At 55.3% G+C, this 18,206-nt stretch carries 14 protein-coding genes; 8 read left to right on the forward strand and 6 right to left on the reverse strand.

Annotated features, from left to right (window positions below; translation table 11 throughout):
* The first annotated feature begins 69 nt into the window (after positions 1-69).
* The 3 genes from recA (at position 70) to FIV46_RS01910 (ending at position 5,258) form a co-directional block, all read left to right on the forward strand.
* Positions 70-1,146: a recombinase RecA gene (gene recA / locus FIV46_RS01900; RefSeq protein WP_139938108.1), complete on the forward strand. Its 1,077-nt coding sequence runs from the start codon at positions 70-72 to the stop codon at positions 1,144-1,146.
* Between the two features lie 218 nt (positions 1,147-1,364).
* Positions 1,365-4,019 (forward strand): alanine--tRNA ligase, encoded by a 2,655-nt coding sequence (gene alaS, locus FIV46_RS01905; protein ID WP_139938109.1) that lies wholly within the window; start codon positions 1,365-1,367, stop codon positions 4,017-4,019.
* A gap of 45 nt (positions 4,020-4,064) precedes the next feature.
* Complete coding sequence (locus FIV46_RS01910) at positions 4,065-5,258, forward strand: cyclic nucleotide-gated ion channel (protein ID WP_139938110.1); 1,194 nt, start codon at positions 4,065-4,067, stop codon at positions 5,256-5,258.
* Positions 5,259-5,327: 69 nt separating this feature from the next.
* Here FIV46_RS01910 and FIV46_RS01915 read toward each other — a convergent pair whose 3' ends face one another.
* A complete protein-coding gene (locus tag FIV46_RS01915; RefSeq protein WP_139938111.1) occupies positions 5,328-6,542 on the reverse strand; it encodes an NADP-dependent isocitrate dehydrogenase in 1,215 nt (404 codons plus the stop codon).
* A gap of 148 nt (positions 6,543-6,690) precedes the next feature.
* On the reverse strand, positions 6,691-7,275 hold the full coding sequence (locus tag FIV46_RS01920; RefSeq protein ID WP_139938112.1) for an LOG family protein: 585 nt from the start codon (positions 7,273-7,275) through the stop codon (positions 6,691-6,693).
* A gap of 217 nt (positions 7,276-7,492) precedes the next feature.
* Between FIV46_RS01920 and FIV46_RS01925 the strand changes: the two genes are divergently transcribed.
* Positions 7,493-8,569 (forward strand): LysM peptidoglycan-binding domain-containing protein, encoded by a 1,077-nt coding sequence (locus FIV46_RS01925; protein WP_139938113.1) that lies wholly within the window; start codon positions 7,493-7,495, stop codon positions 8,567-8,569.
* Between the two features lie 29 nt (positions 8,570-8,598).
* Here FIV46_RS01925 and FIV46_RS01930 read toward each other — a convergent pair whose 3' ends face one another.
* A complete protein-coding gene (locus FIV46_RS01930) occupies positions 8,599-9,033 on the reverse strand; it encodes a hypothetical protein (protein ID WP_139938114.1) in 435 nt (144 codons plus the stop codon).
* Between the two features lie 177 nt (positions 9,034-9,210).
* On the opposite strand from FIV46_RS01930, the gene FIV46_RS01935 reads away from it, so the two are divergent.
* The 3 genes from FIV46_RS01935 to pssA all read left to right on the forward strand — a co-directional run bounded on the left by FIV46_RS01935 (position 9,211) and on the right by pssA (position 12,615).
* Positions 9,211-11,091 carry an ABCB family ABC transporter ATP-binding protein/permease gene (locus FIV46_RS01935; RefSeq protein WP_139938115.1) on the forward strand — a complete coding sequence of 627 codons (1,881 nt, stop codon included), beginning with the start codon at positions 9,211-9,213 and terminating at the stop codon, positions 11,089-11,091.
* Positions 11,092-11,152: 61 nt separating this feature from the next.
* Positions 11,153-11,851 carry a phosphatidylserine decarboxylase gene (locus FIV46_RS01940; protein ID WP_139938116.1) on the forward strand — a complete coding sequence of 233 codons (699 nt, stop codon included), beginning with the start codon at positions 11,153-11,155 and terminating at the stop codon, positions 11,849-11,851.
* Positions 11,848-12,615: a CDP-diacylglycerol--serine O-phosphatidyltransferase gene (gene pssA, locus FIV46_RS01945; protein WP_139938117.1), complete on the forward strand. Its 768-nt coding sequence runs from the start codon at positions 11,848-11,850 to the stop codon at positions 12,613-12,615. The genes FIV46_RS01940 and pssA overlap by 4 nt, the downstream gene beginning before the upstream one ends.
* 21 nt (positions 12,616-12,636) lie before the next feature.
* Here pssA and FIV46_RS01950 read toward each other — a convergent pair whose 3' ends face one another.
* Both FIV46_RS01950 and FIV46_RS01955 read right to left on the reverse strand, forming a co-directional pair.
* Positions 12,637-15,795, reverse strand: coding sequence for an efflux RND transporter permease subunit (locus FIV46_RS01950; RefSeq protein ID WP_139938118.1), 3,159 nt, complete (start codon positions 15,793-15,795; stop codon positions 12,637-12,639).
* Positions 15,788-16,900, reverse strand: coding sequence for an efflux RND transporter periplasmic adaptor subunit (locus FIV46_RS01955; RefSeq protein WP_139938119.1), 1,113 nt, complete (start codon positions 16,898-16,900; stop codon positions 15,788-15,790). Before FIV46_RS01955 ends, FIV46_RS01950 begins: the two co-directional genes overlap by 8 nt.
* Before the next feature lie 215 nt (positions 16,901-17,115).
* On the opposite strand from FIV46_RS01955, the gene FIV46_RS01960 reads away from it, so the two are divergent.
* Complete coding sequence (locus FIV46_RS01960; protein WP_139938120.1) at positions 17,116-17,754, forward strand: TetR/AcrR family transcriptional regulator; 639 nt, start codon at positions 17,116-17,118, stop codon at positions 17,752-17,754.
* 4 nt (positions 17,755-17,758) lie between these two features.
* Here FIV46_RS01960 and FIV46_RS01965 read toward each other — a convergent pair whose 3' ends face one another.
* A complete protein-coding gene (locus FIV46_RS01965; protein WP_181163012.1) occupies positions 17,759-18,184 on the reverse strand; it encodes a hypothetical protein in 426 nt (141 codons plus the stop codon).
* Between the last annotated feature and the right edge of the window lie 22 nt (positions 18,185-18,206).

Genomic DNA, 18,206 nt, shown 5'->3' on the forward strand with positions numbered 1-18,206 from the left:
GAACAAATGGTGTACATTTACTGTCATTGCAACCTTGAGCGGGCTATGGAATATAGAGGAGAAGGATCAATGGCAACCTCACAGCTGAAACTTGTCGGACAGGATAATATGGATAAACAGAAAGCTCTCGAAGCCGCCCTCGGACAGATAGAGCGGGCCTTTGGCAAAGGCTCCGTGATGAAACTGGGGCAGAATAATACGGCTGTGGATATTGAAGCGGTCTCCACCGGATCCCTGGGACTGGATATCGCCCTTGGCATCGGCGGCCTGCCCAAGGGGCGCATCATTGAAATTTACGGTCCGGAAAGTTCCGGTAAAACCACCCTGGCCCTGCATGCGGCAGCGGAAATCCAGCGCACAGGCGGTGTGGCGGCTTTCGTGGATGCGGAACACGCCCTGGACCCGGTTTATGCCTCCAAACTCGGCGTTGATATCGACGAACTCCTGATCTCCCAGCCGGACACCGGGGAGCAGGCGCTGGAGATTGCCGACACCCTGGTGCGTTCCGGCGCGGTTGACCTGCTGGTGGTGGACAGTGTGGCGGCGCTCACCCCGCGGGCCGAACTGGAAGGCGAAATGGGCGATTCCCATGTGGGTCTCCAGGCCCGTCTGATGAGCCAGGCGCTGCGCAAGCTGACCGGCTCCATTTCCAAATCAAAATGCATGGTGATTTTCATCAACCAGATCAGGATGAAGATTGGTGTCATGTACGGCAGTCCGGAAACCACTACCGGCGGTAACGCCCTGAAATTCTATGCCTCTGTTCGCCTTGATATTCGCCGCACCGGCGCCATCAAGGAAAAAGAGGACATCGTCGGCAACCAGACCAAGGTCAAAGTGGTGAAGAACAAGGTTGCTCCGCCTTTCAAGGTGATCGAGTTTGATATCATGTATGGGGAAGGGATCTCCAAAACCGGTGAACTTATTGACCTTGGGGTCAAGGCCGGCATTGTCGAGAAATCTGGCTCCTGGTATTCCTATGACAGCCAGCGCATCGGCCAGGGCCGGGAAAATGCCAAGCGCTTCCTCAAGGAGAATCCGGAAATCGCTGACACCATCGAACAGGCGATCCGCCATAATGCCGGTATTCTGGACGAAGCCATGCTCAAGGAAGGGGCAGTCCGCGATGAGGACACAGAGGAATAATACCCGGCAAACCACCTTCGCAGGGCGCCCCACGGGGCGCCTTTTTTTGTGGCGGCAGGGTGATGCTTCACCTACAGTATACAATGCTGGACAGCGTATGGATCAAAGGGTAAAAGACTATCGCAACGGATGTGACTGGCGGGTAGTGCCGCCTGAATTAGGATTGAATGGCAAGGAGGCCGGTAGCGGTCGACGCCTGAGAAAGGGTTTAGCGTAATATGAAAGGCACCAATGAAATCCGGAGTGCTTTCCTCGATTATTTCCGGAAGAACGACCATGAAGTAGTGGCCAGCAGTCCCCTGGTGCCTCACAACGACCCGACCCTGATGTTTACCAATGCCGGGATGGTGCCGTTCAAGAATGTCTTCACCGGTGCCGAAACCCGCGACTATGTCCGCGCCGCGTCGAGCCAGAAATGCGTGCGCGCCGGCGGCAAGCATAATGACCTGGATAATGTGGGTTATACCGCCCGCCACCACACTTTCTTTGAAATGCTGGGGAACTTTTCCTTTGGCGATTACTTCAAGGAAAAGGCCATCTATTATGCCTGGAACCTGATCACCGGCGAATTCGGCATACCAGCGGACAAGCTGACCGCGACCGTTTATCACGAGGATGACGAGGCTTTTGACCTGTGGCGCAGGATTTCCGGCCTGCCGGAGGAACGCATTATCCGCATTGCCACTTCCGACAATTTCTGGTCCATGGGCGATACCGGCCCCTGCGGCCCCTGTTCCGAAATCTTTTACGATCACGGCGAACATATCTGGGGTGGCCCTCCGGGCTCTCCTGACGAGGACGGCGATCGTTTTGTCGAAATCTGGAACCTGGTCTTCATGCAGTTCGACCAGCAGGCGGACGGGACCCGCAACAACCTGCCCAAACCGTCCATCGATACCGGTATGGGCCTGGAGCGCATTGCCGCCGTTCTGCAGGGCACCCACGACAACTATGAAATCGACCTGTTCAAGCATCTGATCGAAGCCTCGGCCGATGCCAGCGGTGTTGCCCCTTACGGCGACCACAATGTTTCGCACCGGGTGATTGCCGACCATCTGCGCTCCAGTTGCTTCCTGATTGCCGACGGCGTGCTGCCGTCCAACGAGGGCCGGGGCTATGTGTTGCGCCGGATTATGCGCCGGGCCATGCGCCATGCCCATATGATCGGCTGCCGGGATCCGCTGATGTACCGGCTGGTGCCGGCCCTGATCGGCCAGATGGGCCAGGCGTTTCTGGAACTGGGCCGCGCGGAAGCCCTGATCACGGAAACTCTTCTCCTGGAAGAAACAAGATTTAAGAAGACGTTGGAGCGTGGTCTTAAACTTCTGGATGAAGAAGTGGAAGGGCTGTCCGAAGGTGGCACCCTGGCCGGTGACGTGGCGTTCAAGCTCTATGATACCTACGGCTTCCCGCTTGACCTGACCCAGGACGCCCTGCGCTCTCAAGGCTATGCTGTGGACGAAGAAGGCTTTGCCAAAGCCATGGCCAAACAGAAGGCCGATGCCCGCGCCGCCTGGAAAGGCTCCGGTGAGGCTGCCACCGATGAGCTCTGGTTTGAAATTTACGACGAACAGGGCGCCACTGAATTTGTCGGCTATACTTCCGAGCGGGCCGAAGGCAAGGTGGTCGGCCTCGTGGTGGACGGTAAAAAAGTCGACAAGGCGGAAAAAGGCCAGAAAGTGGCGCTGCTCACCAACCAGACCCCGTTTTACGGGGAATCCGGCGGCCAGATGGGCGATATCGGCTATATTACCACCGAAGACGGCGCTAACCTTAAAGTGACCGATACCTCAAAGCAGCTCAATGCCCTGCATGTGCATCATTGCGAAATACTCGACGGCGAGATCAGCCTTGGCGACATCGTTGATATGAAGGTGGACGGGCAAAACCGGACTCGTCTGCGCGGCAACCACTCTGCGACCCATATCCTGCATGCCGCGCTGCGTGACATTCTCGGCGATCATGTCACCCAGAAGGGCTCGCTGGTGGCGCCCGACAAATTGCGGTTTGACATCAGCCATTCCAAGGCTCTGACGGCTGAGGAAGTCAGGGCGGTTGAGCAATCCGTCAATCAGGTGATCCGCCAGAACAGCGAAGTGGTAACCCGGCTGATGACCCCCGAAGATGCCATTGAGGCCGGGGCCATGGCCCTGTTCGGCGAGAAATACGGAGACGAGGTTCGCGTTGTTTCCATGGGCGAGCGGGAAGTTCCCGATGACCGCTTCTCCACCGAGCTCTGCGGCGGCACCCATGTGCGCCGCACCGGCGATATCGGCCTGTTCAAGATCACCTCTGAAGGAGCGGTATCCGCCGGGGTGCGCCGGATCGAGGCGGTGACCGGCGAGGATGCCCTGAACTATGTGGCGGCGGAAGAAGAAAAACTCTCCGAGGCGACGGCCGTGCTGAAAGTCACTGCTGAACAATTGCCGGACCGCCTGAAAAAGCTGCTGGATGATCGCCGGGCCATGGAAAAGGAAATTTCCGAGCTGAAAAAGCAGCTGGCCATGGGCGGCGGATCGACCGGCGGCGGCCAGGAAGCGAAAACCATTGGCAACTATAAGTTCCTCGGGCAGGTGCTGGACGGGGTTGCGGCCAAGGAGCTGCGCGGCCTGGCAGATGACGCCAAGGCCAAGGTGGGCTCAGGCATTATTGCCTTTGTCGCGGTCAATGACGGCAAGGCGGCGGTCCTCACTGCCGTGACCGATGACCTAACCGACAAGGTCAGCGCCGTGGACCTGGTGCGGGCCGGCGCTGCGGCGGTCGGCGGTAAGGGCGGCGGCGGGCGGCCGGACATGGCGCAGGCCGGCGGACCGGACGGCAGCCAGGCGGAACAGGCCATAAAAGCCATAGAAAATTTCATTGCAGATTTGTAAGATGAAGGCCGCTGTAAAAAGCGGCCTTTATTTTCAGAGGGACAAATGGCCAGACAATCCAAAACCATCAGGCGCCGCGTATTTGAAATGATGGAGGTCGGCGGGACCGGCACCCTAGTCGGGCGCGCGTTTGACCTGTTTATGATCCTTCTGGTCGTCGCCAACATCACGGCCATGGCCGCGGCGACCATTTATACGGTGCGGCGCAGCTATTTCGAAGAATTATTCTATTTCGAGGTCTTTTCGCTGGCGGTTTTCATTATTGAATATCTGCTGCGCTTCTGGGTCTGTGTGGAATATCTGTCGGATAACGATCGCCACGGCAAGTTCGGGTTCAGATTGCAGTTTCTGTTCAGTCCCCTGATGATTATCGATTTCCTGGCCATCGCTCCGATCGTGGGATTCTTCTTTGTCGGCGTGGACCTGCGCTTCCTGCTGATCCTGCGCCTGCTCAGGATTTTCAAGCTGACCCGCTATTCGCCGGCCCTGAGTTCGCTGGGACGGGTCATTTACGAGGAACGGCGGGCGCTCACGGCGACCATGATCATCATGATGGGCATGGTGCTGTTTTCAGCCGCGATCATGTATTATGTGGAGGGAGAGGTCCAGCCTGACGCCTTTGGCAATATTCCCATCGCCATGTGGTGGTCTCTGACCACCCTGACCACAGTGGGCTACGGCGATGTGGTTCCGGTCACCGTCATTGGCAAGCTGTTCGGCGGCATTGTGATGATTTTCGGCCTCGCCATGTATGCGCTGCCGATCGGTATCATCGCCTCCGGTTTTTCAAACGAAATACATCGCCAGGACTTTGTCGTCAGGTGGGGCCTGGTGGCCGGGGTGCCGCTGTTCAGCGACCTTGACGCGGCGATGATTACCAATATCGCCAAATACCTGCGTTCCCGGGTGGTGCAGGAGGGCAAGCTGATCGCCCGGGCCGGTGACCGCGCCGACAAAATGTATCTGATTGTCAGTGGCGAAGTGGCCCGGCGGAGCGGGCGTGATATCGTCAGGTTGCAGGAAGGCGCCTTCTTCGGAGTCAAATCCCTGATCGAGAATTCAAACTTTACGGCAAATTATGTCGCCACGTCCCGCTGCCAGCTTCTGGTGCTGGAAGTCAATGATTACCAGCATCTGATGGCCAATTTCCCGGAAATCGAGGAACGGCTGAAGAAGGAATATGAAAGCTTCGGCCATGAAGACTACGGCCAGCCGGAAGGTGAAGCAGAACCGGCGTAATCTGAAAACGATGTTCAAACAAAAAGGCCCGCATCAAGCGGGCCTTTTCCTGTTCCTGTCGGAAATATCTTAGGACATGGCTTTCTGCAGGTTCTCGTCGATTTTGTCGAAGAACTGGCGGGAGGTAAGCCATCCCTGATCCGGACCAACCAGCAGGGCCAGGTCTTTGGTCATGTGGCCGCTTTCAACGGTTTCAACACAGACTTTTTCCAGCGTGGTCGCGAATTTCAGCAACTGGTCGTTGCTGTCCAGCTTGGCGCGGTGTTTGAGGCCGCCGGTCCAGGCGAAGATGGAGGCGATCGGGTTGGTGGAGGTTTCCTTGCCTTCCTGATGCATGCGGTAGTGACGGGTCACGGTGCCGTGGGCAGCTTCTGATTCAACGGTTTTCCCATCCGGGGTCATCAGGATGGAGGTCATCAGGCCGAGGGAGCCGAAGCCCTGGGCTACGGTGTCGGACTGCACGTCGCCGTCATAGTTTTTACAGGCCCAGACGAATTTGCCGTTCCATTTCAGGGCACAGGCTACCATGTCGTCGATCAGCCGGTGTTCATAGGTGATGCCGGCGTCTGCGAATTTCTCGGCGAATTCACTCTCGAACACTTCCTGGAACAGATCCTTGAAGCGGCCGTCGTAGGCTTTCATGATGGTATTCTTGGTGGACAGGTACACCGGCCATTTGCGGGCCAGGCCATAGTTCATGCTGGCGCGGGCGAAGTCACGGATGCTGTCGTCCAGGTTATACATGGACATGGCGACACCCGGTCCGGGGAAGTTGAAAACTTCATGTTCGATGACGTCACCGCCGTCTTCCGGCACGAATTTGACAGTCAGACGGCCTTTGCCGGGGACCAGGAAGTCAGTGGCGCGATACTGGTCGCCAAAAGCGTGACGACCGATAACGATCGGATCGGTCCAGCCCGGCACCAGGCGCGGAACGTTGGAACAGATGATCGGCTCGCGGAACACGGTACCGCCGAGGATGTTACGGATGGTGCCGTTGGGGGAGCGATACATGCGTTTCAGGTTGAATTCCTCGACGCGGGCCTCGTCAGGAGTGATGGTGGCGCATTTCACACCGACGCCATATTGCTTGATGGCATTGGCGGCATCGACGGTAATCTGGTCGTCTGTTTCGTCACGGACTTCAATGCCCAGATCGTAATATTTCAGATCCACGTCCAGGTAGGGGTGGATCAGTTTTTCCTTGATCCATCCCCAGATGATGCGTGTCATTTCATCGCCGTCAATCTCGACGATCGGGTTTTCAACTTTGATTTTTGTCATATTGGACCCTTATTCGGTTCAGCGGCAGGGCTTTGACTGCCGGGGTTAGCGGAATTCCGTTAATCGGGCAGGGAAAGCTGCCCGCTTGATGGGGCGCAACATACCACCGGATTTTCCGGTTTGGAAGTCCCGAAAATAAAGAATCTTGCTAAAAAAGAGTATTTTTCGGATCAATTTGCGGCTCCGGCAATTTTGACAGCAGGGGAAGCAGTTCGTCGAGGCTGGAAATGACCTCGAAAAGGCTCAGAGTATAGTCGGTCATGAACTCCTGCTCGACGATATGATCGAGCATATCCAGGAACGGATTCCAATAGTTGTCGGTGTTGAGGAGAATGATCGGCTTGTCATGGAGCTGGAGCTGTTTCCAGGTGATCATTTCTATGGTTTCGTCCAGCGTGCCGATACTGCCCGGCAGGATCACAAAGGCGTCTGAATGGTCGAACATCATGCGCTTGCGTTCATGCATGTTGCCGACGACAAATTTGTCAGTCAGGTTTTTCTCGCCGACTTCAAGATCTTCCAGGTGACCCGGTATGACGCCGGTAACTTCGCCGTTTCCTTCCATGACGGCCCGGGCGATGATTCCCATGAGACCGATACTGCCACCGCCATAGACCAGGCGGATGTTGTTGTCCGCCAGCAGTTCGCCAAGTTCCCGGGCGAGGGGGACGAAACTGTCGTTCCGGCCGGTTTTGGAACCGCAGTAAACACAGATTGATTTTATCTTGGCCATTATGACATCCGTTTGGTTTGAGGGCTGAATTCAGTATAGATTCTTTTGCCCATCTCTTTCATAAAAATGTGAAACACCGGTCACAGTTTCGACAAAATTTTATAACACCCTGCGCAATATGGCTTGATTTCCTGACATAAAATAAAAATGGCGCTGGAAACTGCGGTCCAGCCGTTATATATCAGAAGCAGTGGAACTTTGGTGATTTGGTAGTTTTTTGGTAGATAATCGCGACAAACCACCCCGGAAAAGGGACAGCAGCAGTGCGGACTGGGCGCTGAAAGCAAGCCTGACATTGTTGGGCTTTGCTGCCGTATGCGCTGTTGTCTGGATTATGTTCTTTGCCGACGAAAGCGGCATCGACCTGTTCAGCTCTGACCTTCTCAAGGACGAAGAGTTCAAAACCCAGTCCGTGGAAACCGCCAGCGAAGAGGTCGTCCGCACCGTCATCCCCACATTCGATATTGTCAGGATCAGCCGCAACGGCACCGGCGTGATCGCCGGTCGTGCCGAGCCCAACAGCGATGTCTATGTCTATGCCTGGGACGATGAAATCGGGGCCGCAGTAGCCGATCGCAACGGCGAATGGGTGCTGATATTTGACACGCCGCTGCCCAGCGGCCCGACCGAACTGAGCCTCAAGTCCCAGATGCCGGGGTCGTTCGATGTCTATTCCAGCGACGTGGTGATTGTTGCCGTTCCCGACCGGGACGAGCAGCGCTTCATCGAGGATGAGACCGAGGGCGTGGTCGCGATCCTTTCTCCCCGGGCCGGTCACGGTCCGAGCCGGGTTCTGCAAAAGCCGCGGAAAATGAACCTCGGCGACCTTACCAAGGGACTGTCGCTTGAATCCCTGGATTATGACGACCAGGGCCGCATTATGATTTCCGGCATGGCGGCGCCGATGTCGGTGGTCCGCGTCTATCTTGACAATGAATATAGAGGTGAAGTCACCGGTTCCGAGGACGGGGAGTGGACCCTCGCTTTTGAAAGCAGACTCAGTGACGGCGAACATCTGCTTCGGCTCGACCAGATTCTGGAAGGGGACGACGTGGAAGTGCGGATCGAGCAGCCGTTTGATCCCATGCTGGAGATTGACCCGGGCCGCGCCAAGGGCGAAGTCATCGTCCATCCCGGTAACAGCCTGTGGCACATTGCCCGCAAGCTGTATGGGTCGGGATTTCATTATACCATGATCTTCAGCGCCAATCGGGATGTCATCCGCGACCCGGACCTGATTTATCCGGGACAGAAATTCACACTTCCGCGCCAGGATGACATCGAGCAGGACTGATTATTCAGCAAAAATTTTATCCGGGGAAATCAGGCGTGGATTTGCGCCGCGATGTCCTTCAGCTTGTCCCGCAAATCGAGCAGTGTATAGGTAATCGCCGTCATGATGTTTCTGGCGCTGAGGTCGCCTGAGAAGCTGGTTTGGCTAATCATCTGGATCTGGCTGTGCCGACTGATGGTAAAGTCGCCTTTCCGGACCAGGGGCCGGAAAATGCGAAGCAGTTCCTGGCGGCGGGTATGGTTTTCCGCGCTATAGGCCAGATGACCGAGATTGGCGACCAGATCAAGTTTCAGTTTGTCACTGTTTTCAAACGTCAGAATCTGCCCCGCAAAGGGGATGCCATGCCAGTGAAAGCTGAAGGATGCAGGGAGTTCAAGTTTTTCATCAGTGACTTCTGCGGCCAGCTGTTTGAGGAGGCGGTCCAACTCGTAGATACTTGCGCGCGATTTCTTGTTTTCCGACACGATTGTTCCCATATCAGACGAGGTGTTTGTTATCACAGCTTCTGACACCTGCATACTCCACTTGAAAGCTGGTTGCCTTTTGTCATGACAGACTAGGTCAGCCCTCTTAAAATAGAGTAAATAACATAAGCTTTTAATCCCATATTTAAATAATCTAATATTGAAGCAGGGCATTTCATGAGATCACTGGCGCAGGAACCGGAGAAAAACGATCCGGAAAAGGAAGAAAATCACTGGCAAACCATAAGAACACTGCTTCCCTATCTCTGGCCTGAGGGGCGGGGCGACCTGAAAACCCGGGTGGTCCTGGCTTTGGTGTTTCTGGTGGCGGCCAAGCTCATCAGCGTTTATGTGCCCTTCCTGCTCAAGGACGCCATCAACATCCTGTCTGGTGAGGGCGGGGCGACAACCGGGAACGCGGCGATCGCCCTGCCGCTGGGACTGATTCTGGCCTATGGCATCGCCCGGGTATTGAGCCTGGTGTTTGGCGAGTTCAGGGACGCCATTTTCGTCCGGGTCGGCCAGAACGCCCTGCGTACTGTGGCGCTTCGGACCTTCCGTCATCTGCATACCCTGTCGCTGCGCTTTCATCTTGACCGCAAGACCGGAGGACTGAGCCGGATCATCGAACGGGGGGTCAAGGGTATCGATTTTCTGCTCCGTTTCATGTTGTTCAACATCCTGCCGACATTGCTGGAGCTGGTGCTGATTTCTGCCATTTTCTGGATCAAATTCGGTTTTCTTTATGCCCTGGTCACTTTTGTCAGCCTGGGCGGCTATATTTATTTCACCATCGCCGTGACCGAGTGGCGGCTCAAATATCGCCGGGAAATGAACAAGCATGATACCCGGGCCAACACAAAGGCAATCGACAGCCTGCTCAATTACGAAACGGTCAAATATTTCAACAACGAACAGCATGAGGCGCGCCGTTATGATGTGGCGCTGGAACGCTATGAAGACGCGTCGGTCAGGAGCCAGTTGTCCCTGACCCTGCTGAATGTAGGGCAGGGTATGATTATCTCCGTCGGGCTTGTGATTGTCTTGATCCTGGCCGGGCGCGGCGTTGTTGACGGCCGCCTGACCATCGGTGACTTTGTGCTGGTCAATACACTGCTGATCCAGATCTACCAGCCGCTCAATTTCCTCGGCTTTGTGTACCGGGAGATCAAGCAGTCGCTGGTGGATATGGAAAAAATGTTTTCCATTATCTCCGAGAATGCGGAAATTCAGGACTCGCCCGATGCGAAAGATCTGATTGTGAAGGGCGGAGAGGTTGTCTTCGACCATGTGTCGTTCCACTATGCGCAGAACCGCACCATTCTGAAGGATGTGTCTTTCCGGGTGCCGGCCGGGTCCATGACCGCCATTGTCGGCTCCAGTGGCGCAGGGAAGTCAACCATTTCACGGATCCTGTTCCGCTTTTATGACATTGCCGCGGGAACAGTCACCATTGACGGACAGGATATCCGCCAGGTGACCCAGACCTCGGTCCGCCGCCATATCGGGGTCGTGCCCCAGGATACGGTGCTGTTCAACGACACCATCCGCTATAATATCCGCTACGGCAATCCGGATGCGAGCGACGAACAGGTCGAGGAGGCTGCCCGGCTGGCCCGGATCGACAAGTTTATCGAGACCCTGCCGGAAGGCTATGACACGGAAGTCGGGGAACGCGGCCTGAAGCTGTCCGGCGGGGAAAAGCAACGGGTGGCCATTGCCCGGACCATCCTGAAGAATCCCTCGATCCTGCTGCTGGACGAAGCGACTTCCGCCCTGGACAGCCACACGGAGCGGGACATCCAGGCTGCGCTGAAAACGGTGGCGAAGGACAGGACAACCCTTGTCATCGCCCATCGTCTGTCGACAATCATTGACGCCGACGAGATTCTTGTGATGGAGGCGGGACAGATTGTCGAACGGGGCCGCCACGCGGAGCTGCTGGCCAAACAGGGCCTCTACTACAGCATGTGGCAAAAACAGCAGGAAGCCTCCGAAGCCCGCGAAAAACTTGCGGCCCTGGAGGAAAGCGTCATTCCCGAAACCGAAAGCATTTGATGATTTCGGTCTAGTGGATTACAAATAAACAGAAAGTTTAATCAACGGGATATCTTTAAACATGGACAGTATCACCTCGGTTCTAGTGCCCATTCATCGTGAAGGCTACAAGTTTGTCGGCGCCTTTCTGGTGGCTACTTTTTTGCTTGTGCTGATGGAAGCGCCATATTTTCTCATTGTGGCGGCGCTGATCCTGACCGCCTGGTGTGCCTATTTCTTCCGCGATCCGGAGCGGGTGACGCCGGTCAAGGAGGGACTGATTATCAGTCCGGCTGATGGTGTGGTGCAGTCTGTCGGCTCGGCCGTGCCGCCGGCTGAGCTCGAAATGGGTGATGCGCCCCGGACCCGGGTCAGCATCTTCATGAATGTGTTCGATGTGCATGTGAACCGCATTCCCACTGATGGTAAAATCATTCGTCAGGCCTATACGCCGGGGAAATATCTCAATGCCGCGCTGGACAAGGCCAGTGAGGAAAATGAACGCCATGCCCTGCTGATGGAGACCGAAAGCGGCAAGGAAATCGCTTTCGTGCAGATTGCGGGGCTGGTGGCCCGGCGCATTCTGTGCTGGGCTGTTGACGGTTCGGACGTGAAGGCGGGGGAAAGATTCGGTCTGATCCGCTTTGGCAGCCGGGTTGATGTCTATCTGCCGGAAGGCGTTCATTCCCAGGTCTGTGTTGGCCAGCGTGCCGTCGCCGGTGAAACCGTTATCGGCAACGAAAAAATCCGGGAAAAAGACCGTGAAGGTGAAATACGGTGACTGAACCGCAGGATCCCAAAAAAGGCGTGTCCAGGATACCGGTGCTGCCGGTCCGGAGTCTGGCGCCGAATATGATTACCATTCTTGCCCTTTGTTCGGGCATGTTTGCGATCCGCTTTGCCATTCTGGAAAAATGGGAAGCGGCTGTGATCTCCATTCTGGTTGCGGCTGTGTTTGACGGCCTGGACGGACGGGTGGCACGGATGCTCAAAGGCACCAGCAAGTTTGGCGCCGAACTGGATTCTCTGTCAGATATTGTTTCCTTCGGCGTGGCGCCGGCCCTGATCATGTATATGTGGGGCCTGCATGATGTGAAGGGACTAGGCTGGGCGGTCTCCCTGGGATTCGTGATTTGCATGGTGTTGCGCCTGGCCCGTTTCAATACGGAACTGACAGAGGAGACGACAAGCGGAAAGAAAGTGAAAAACTATTTCACCGGCATTCCTTCGCCTGCCGCCGCCGCCCTGTCTTTGTGGCCGATGATTTTATCGTTCGAAACCGACTGGGAACTGTTCAGGAATCCTGTCTTCTGCTCCACCTATATGGCCTTCATTGCGTTCCTGGCGGTCAGCCGGATTCCGACTTTCAGCTTCAAGCGCCTGGCGATTAACCGCGAGCATGTGATGTTTTATTTCCTGGGTGTGGCGATCTTCTTTTCCCTGGTGGTAACCCATCTCTGGATCACCATGTCAGTGATCGGCTTTTTATATTTGTCGACGATTCCATTCGCGGTCAAGCGCCACAAAACAGACAAGCGCAAATAGCGGCCTGGCAGGATTCCCCTGTCAGGCCACCCTTTTCAGCTTGCGCTTTTCCTCTTTCTGGTCACGCCGTTTGCCCATCACAAGCGAGATTTTCACCTTGGCGGCCAGCAGGCAGGGGGTGAGCAGCAACGTCAGCACCGTGGCGAAAACCAGCCCGACCGAAACCGCAAGGGCAAGATCGACCCAGACTGCTGAGTAGGGGGAGCCCACTTCAAGCGTGCGGTTTGCGAAATCAATGTTCATCTGGAACACCATGGGCATCAGGCCGATGACTGTGGTGACGGTGGTCAACATCACCGGCCGGAGGCGCTGCGCCACCGTCTGGACGATGGCGTCATAGGCGTCGGCCCCCGCCTTGTACAGCCGGTCATAGGTGTCGATCAGAACAATATTGTTGTTCACGACAATACCGGCGAGGGAAATAATACCCACCCCGGTCATGACAACCTGGAAGCTGCGGTCGAACAGGACGATGCCGATCAGAACCCCGGCCGTCGACAGCAGCACGGAGAGCAGAATCAGGAATGCGTTGTAAAAACTGTTGAACTGGGTCACCAGGATCAGGCACATCAGGAACAGCGCCATGATGAAGGCCTCGATCAGGAATTCAAAAGCCTCCTTCTGGTCTTCATCCTGACCGGCGAAGCTGACTTTGACGGACGGATCAAATTGCTGTTGTGACAGCCACTGCTGCAACTCGGCGACAATGGTGCTGCGGGTCTTGATGTCCACCACGTTGGAGCGCACCTTGAAGGTGGGCAGGGTATCGATCCGCTCGATGCTGCTGATTTTCTGTTTGGCTTCCCGTTTGACAAAATTGCTGATCGGGACAAGACCTTCTCTTGTCCAGACCCGGACATCATCCAGCTGTTCCAGGTTCCTGTATTTTTCCGGAAACCTAACCCTGATATCCACTTCATCATCGGTGTCGTCGGGGCGGTACTCGCCGACCTTGACCCCGTTGGTGACAAGCTGAACCATATTGCCGACGCTCAGCAGGCTGGTTTCGTACAATCCGGCCATGGCGCGATCAACCTTCAGCTCCCACTGGATACCGGGCAGGGGCAGGGTGCTGTCCAGGTCTGAGAGCCCCGGTATGGTCTCCAGTTTCTGGTAAACCAGACTGGCGGCAGCCGCCGCTTTTCTGATATCGTCTGCCTTGACTTCTATCTGGATGTCCTTGCCCTGTTCGGGGCCGAATTTGGGCAAAACAATCTCGACGACAAGCCCGGGAATATTCGCCGTTTTCCGGCGAAGTTCATCGATGATTTCATCGGAGTCCCGACGTTCCTTCCAGTTTTCGAAGTTCAGAATGATCTGGCCGATGACATCTTCCGTTGCGTCAGAGCTGGATTCCAGGCCGGTCACAGTGCGGGTCTGGCTGGTTTCTATGCCGTCGACATGTGCAATTCGCCGCTCCACCGACCGTACCAGAATGTCCCTTTCGTCCAGGGAGAGGTTCCCCCGGGCATGGATATTAATCATCACTTTGTCGGCTATTCCCTTGGGAAAAAACTCTACCGGAACCCGGGCGTTCGCAAACACGATAAAGACGGCAACAATAATCACTGAAATAACGGCGATTACCCTGAACGGGTGGCGGATCAGCCGGTCCACCAGGCGGACATAGGTACCGGTCAGGCCGGGAACATTCCGTGCGCTGAAATGGTCGCTTGCCGCAAGTTTGCTTGCCGCGTCAAAGGAGAAACCCTCTCTTTTGCCGATTTTGCTTCCCAGGGTCGGCATGAAGATCAGGGCCATCAGGAAAGAGGCGCTGAGCGTATAGATCAGCGTCAGGGGCACATAACGCATGAACTCCCCCGGAGTGCCGGGCCAGAACAGCAACGGAAAGAAGGCGGCCAGGGTGGTTGCGGTCGACGCCAGGATGGGCCAGGCCATGCGCTGGGCCGCCAGTTTGTAGGCTTCCTTCTTGTCCAGCCCCTCATGGAGTTTCCGGTCCGCATATTCACTGACCACAATGGACCCATCCACCAGCAATCCGACGGACAGGATCAGGCCGAACAACACCATCCGGTTGATGGTGAAACCAAACATTTCCAGCAGGAAAATGGACAACAGGAAAGAACCGGGAATGGTTACAGCCACCAGGAAAGCCGCCCGGTTGCCGAGCGCGATAACGATGGCAATGGCCACCAGCAGAATGGCGGAGATGACACTATTCTGCAGACTGCTGATGGAATTACGTACTTCCACAGATTGATCGCCCAGATAGGCATGCTGTAAACCCTTCGGCCAGTTTTTGGCGCTTTCTTCCACAATGGCCTTGGCCCGGGCGACGGCGTCGAAAGTGTTTTCGCCGGCTCGTTTGGTCAGGGAAATGGAGACCGCGGATCTGCCGTTAAACCGGGAATAGGTCGTGGGTTCCTTGTAGGTGCGGCGGACTTCAGCGACGTCAGCCAGGGTGACAACGCTGTTACCGGATACCTTGAGAGGAAGGTTATACACATCTAGGGCGGATTCAAAAACGCCGGGGATTTTAACGGAAAAGCGCCCGGATCCAGTGTCCAGTGAGCCGGCGGCCACCAGCTTGTTGTTGGTGCTGACCACGGTAAGGATATCCGTCGGCGACAGCTGGTAACTTTCCAGCTTCAACGGATCGATGATGATTTCGAGCAGGTCTTCCCGGTCTCCGTTGACCTTTGCATCCAGGATACTGGGGATGGTTTCAATGTCATCCCTGAGCCGCCGGGACAGATTATAAAGGACCCGCTCCGGAACGTCGCCGTAAAGAACCACGGTCAGGATCGGGAATATGGCGGTGCTGATTTCGTTGACACTTGGCTCGTCGGTTTCTTCGGGCAGTTCGGAACGGGCCTTGTCCACCTGTTCCCGCACATCAAGGATGGCCAGGTCAGGATCCGTTCCGGCGGTGAATTCGACAATGATACTGGCGCCGTTTTCCTGGGCAATGCCGCGAATTTCCTTTACCCCCTCAATGGTTTTCAGGGTCACTTCCATGGGCTTAATCAGCAGGCGGGCGGAATCCTCAGGTGAAATGCCGTCATGGTGCAGGTGGATATAAACCAGCGGAATAGTTACGTCCGGGCGATCTTCCTTGGGAATAGTCATATAGGCGACCGAGCCGCCAATAAAAATCAGAGCCAGGCAAAGCAGAACGACCCGGAAGTGCTCTATCGCTGCGTTGATGATACTATTCATCTTGGGCAGCCTCCGGTATCAGGCCGGGATTTTCGGTGGGCACAGGATTGGCTTTCTGTCCATCCCTGACGAAATCCTGGCCGGTAACAATCAACCGGCTGTTCTCAGCCGGGCCGGTCAGCCAGACCCCTTTTGCATCTGATCCCTGAATATCGATCGGTACAAATCTTACTATATTCTGCTCGTCAACGATACGAACACCGACCACGCCATCGCTGTTCAGGACGAAGTAGGCCGGGGACAGGTAATAGGCCCGGCCCTCTTCGGCGGGCAGCAAAAGTTCCGCGGTCATGCCGTCGCGCAGGCCGGCGTTGCTGTTGTCCACTTTGAGCTCCACCCTGAAGGTGCGTGTGTCCGCATTGGCGATAGAGGAAATAAAGCGGATTTCGCCTTCGATTCGCGCCCCGTCGGCCAGGCGGGCCGCCCCTTTTTGTCCTGTATGGAGAAGCGCCACATCTTTCTCGGAAACGTCGCCGACAACCAGGAAAGGGGTTTCTTCCATCAACAGGGCGCAACTGTCGCCTTCCTTGAGGTAGGCGCCTTTTTCCACATATCGTTCATTGATAATACCGTCGAAGGGAGCGCGCAGGAATGTGTGGTCCAGTTCCACTTTCATTTTGGTGACCTGGGCTACGGCGGCATCGAGAAGGGCTTTTGCCTCCAGGGCTTTGGTTTCGGAACGGTATCCCTTGACGGAGAGTTCCTGCGCCGCCTTATATTCCAGCTCCCGCTGGGTCTTCAGGGCGAGGGCTTCCTGGTAATTGGCTTCCCTGTCATCAACGGACAAGCGGCAGATGATGTCGCCAGCCTTTACCTGACTGCCGATTTCCACCGGCAGTTCAGCCACTCTTCCTTTGGTCTGGCTGGTAATGTTGACATGACGCAAGGCGGCCGTATATCCCCGGACGGAAATTTCCCGGCGATAAGGTTTTGAACTCAGGCGGATGACAGATACGGATGCGATCTGTTCTTCCTGTCCGGCGGATGGCGCGCCAGCAGCGTTTTGCGTGTCATGTTGTTCCTGCGAAGGGAACAATATTCCGGATGTAATCCAGAGGATAACCAATAGCAAAATGACGCCGGCTGTAATATATGACTTGTTCATTGCGGGCTCTATATATCTAAAAAATAGGACAGGAAATCTATGCGTGTACTAATAGTGCAATTCACCCGCCCTGTGTATTAATTTTTTGAATATTTATTTTATACGAACAAAAAGTATATTTCCGACTTAACAAAATAGCCACAGATCATTAAACTGGTTTAAAACAGGCGTTTTAAACAGTATTTTAGTAGAAATTAAGGGGTGTAGGAACGAGTATGGACAAGAAAACAACGGGCAAACCGGACTCGCGGGAGAGAATCCTGGATGTGGCGGAAAGACTGTTTTCGACAAGCAGTTTCGCCAGTGTCTCAGTAAGGGCCGTCACCGCCGAGGCCGGCGTTAATCTTTCGGCGGTAAATTATTATTTCGGATCAAAGAAGGGGTTATTCCAGGCGGTTTACCGGCGACGGTGTAAAGAGATGAACCGTCAGCGCCTGGACCTCCTGCATGCTGCCGCGGAAGCGGCGGAACAAGAGGGCCGCCAGATCACCATGTTTGAATTGATCAGCGCGCTGCTTTCCCCTCCGATCAGATGGTTGCATGACGAGGATGGAGGGCTGTCGGTTTATATCAAGTTTATTGCCCGTGCCTATCTGGAGGAAGCCAGCGACATGGCCAATGTCCTGGAGGAGGAAGTTGCGGTCTATGACAAGTTTATCCCCTATATCCGCGAAATTCATCCGGAACTGTCCGAAGAGGATATCTACTGGCGTATCCATTTCACCCTGGGCGCCCAGCACCACACCATCAACCATCTGGACCGGATCGGTATTCTTTCCCATAACAACTGCAAAGTCAGGTCATGGGAAGAAACCAGGGACCGGTTGGTACGGTTTTGCGTAGACGGCTTCTAGGGACTTAGTTGAAAAGATCGTCGATGGCGCCCTGGTCCAGGCCGGATTCATCGATTTCTTCAGAGAAATAGCTGTCGATATCCTGCTGCTGGGCAACGCCCCTGGCGCCATTGATGATTGCACCGCAGTCTTCAATGAGCTTTTCCATTTTCGGGCGGTAGGCGTTTACCAGTTCTATCAGTTTGTCGCTCTGCGAGTTATTGATGGCGTCAGACACCTTGCTGACGGTTTCCAGAACAAGCTGGTCCATCTGCTGCACAGTGCTTTCAAAGGGTACCCGATATTCCGCAGGAGAATGGTCATAAGCTTCAACCGCAAGGTCCCGGGCGGCAAAAGCGCTGTCACGAAAATGGTTCTGATAGGACTTGGGGCTCCATTCCTGCACATCTTCAAGGCAGTCCGGCATATCCGGCAGCATATCAAGAAGCATATGTACTTCGTTGAAATGATTG

This window comes from Emcibacter nanhaiensis, from assembly GCF_006385175.1.
Lineage (GTDB): Bacteria > Pseudomonadota > Alphaproteobacteria > Sphingomonadales > Emcibacteraceae > Emcibacter > Emcibacter nanhaiensis.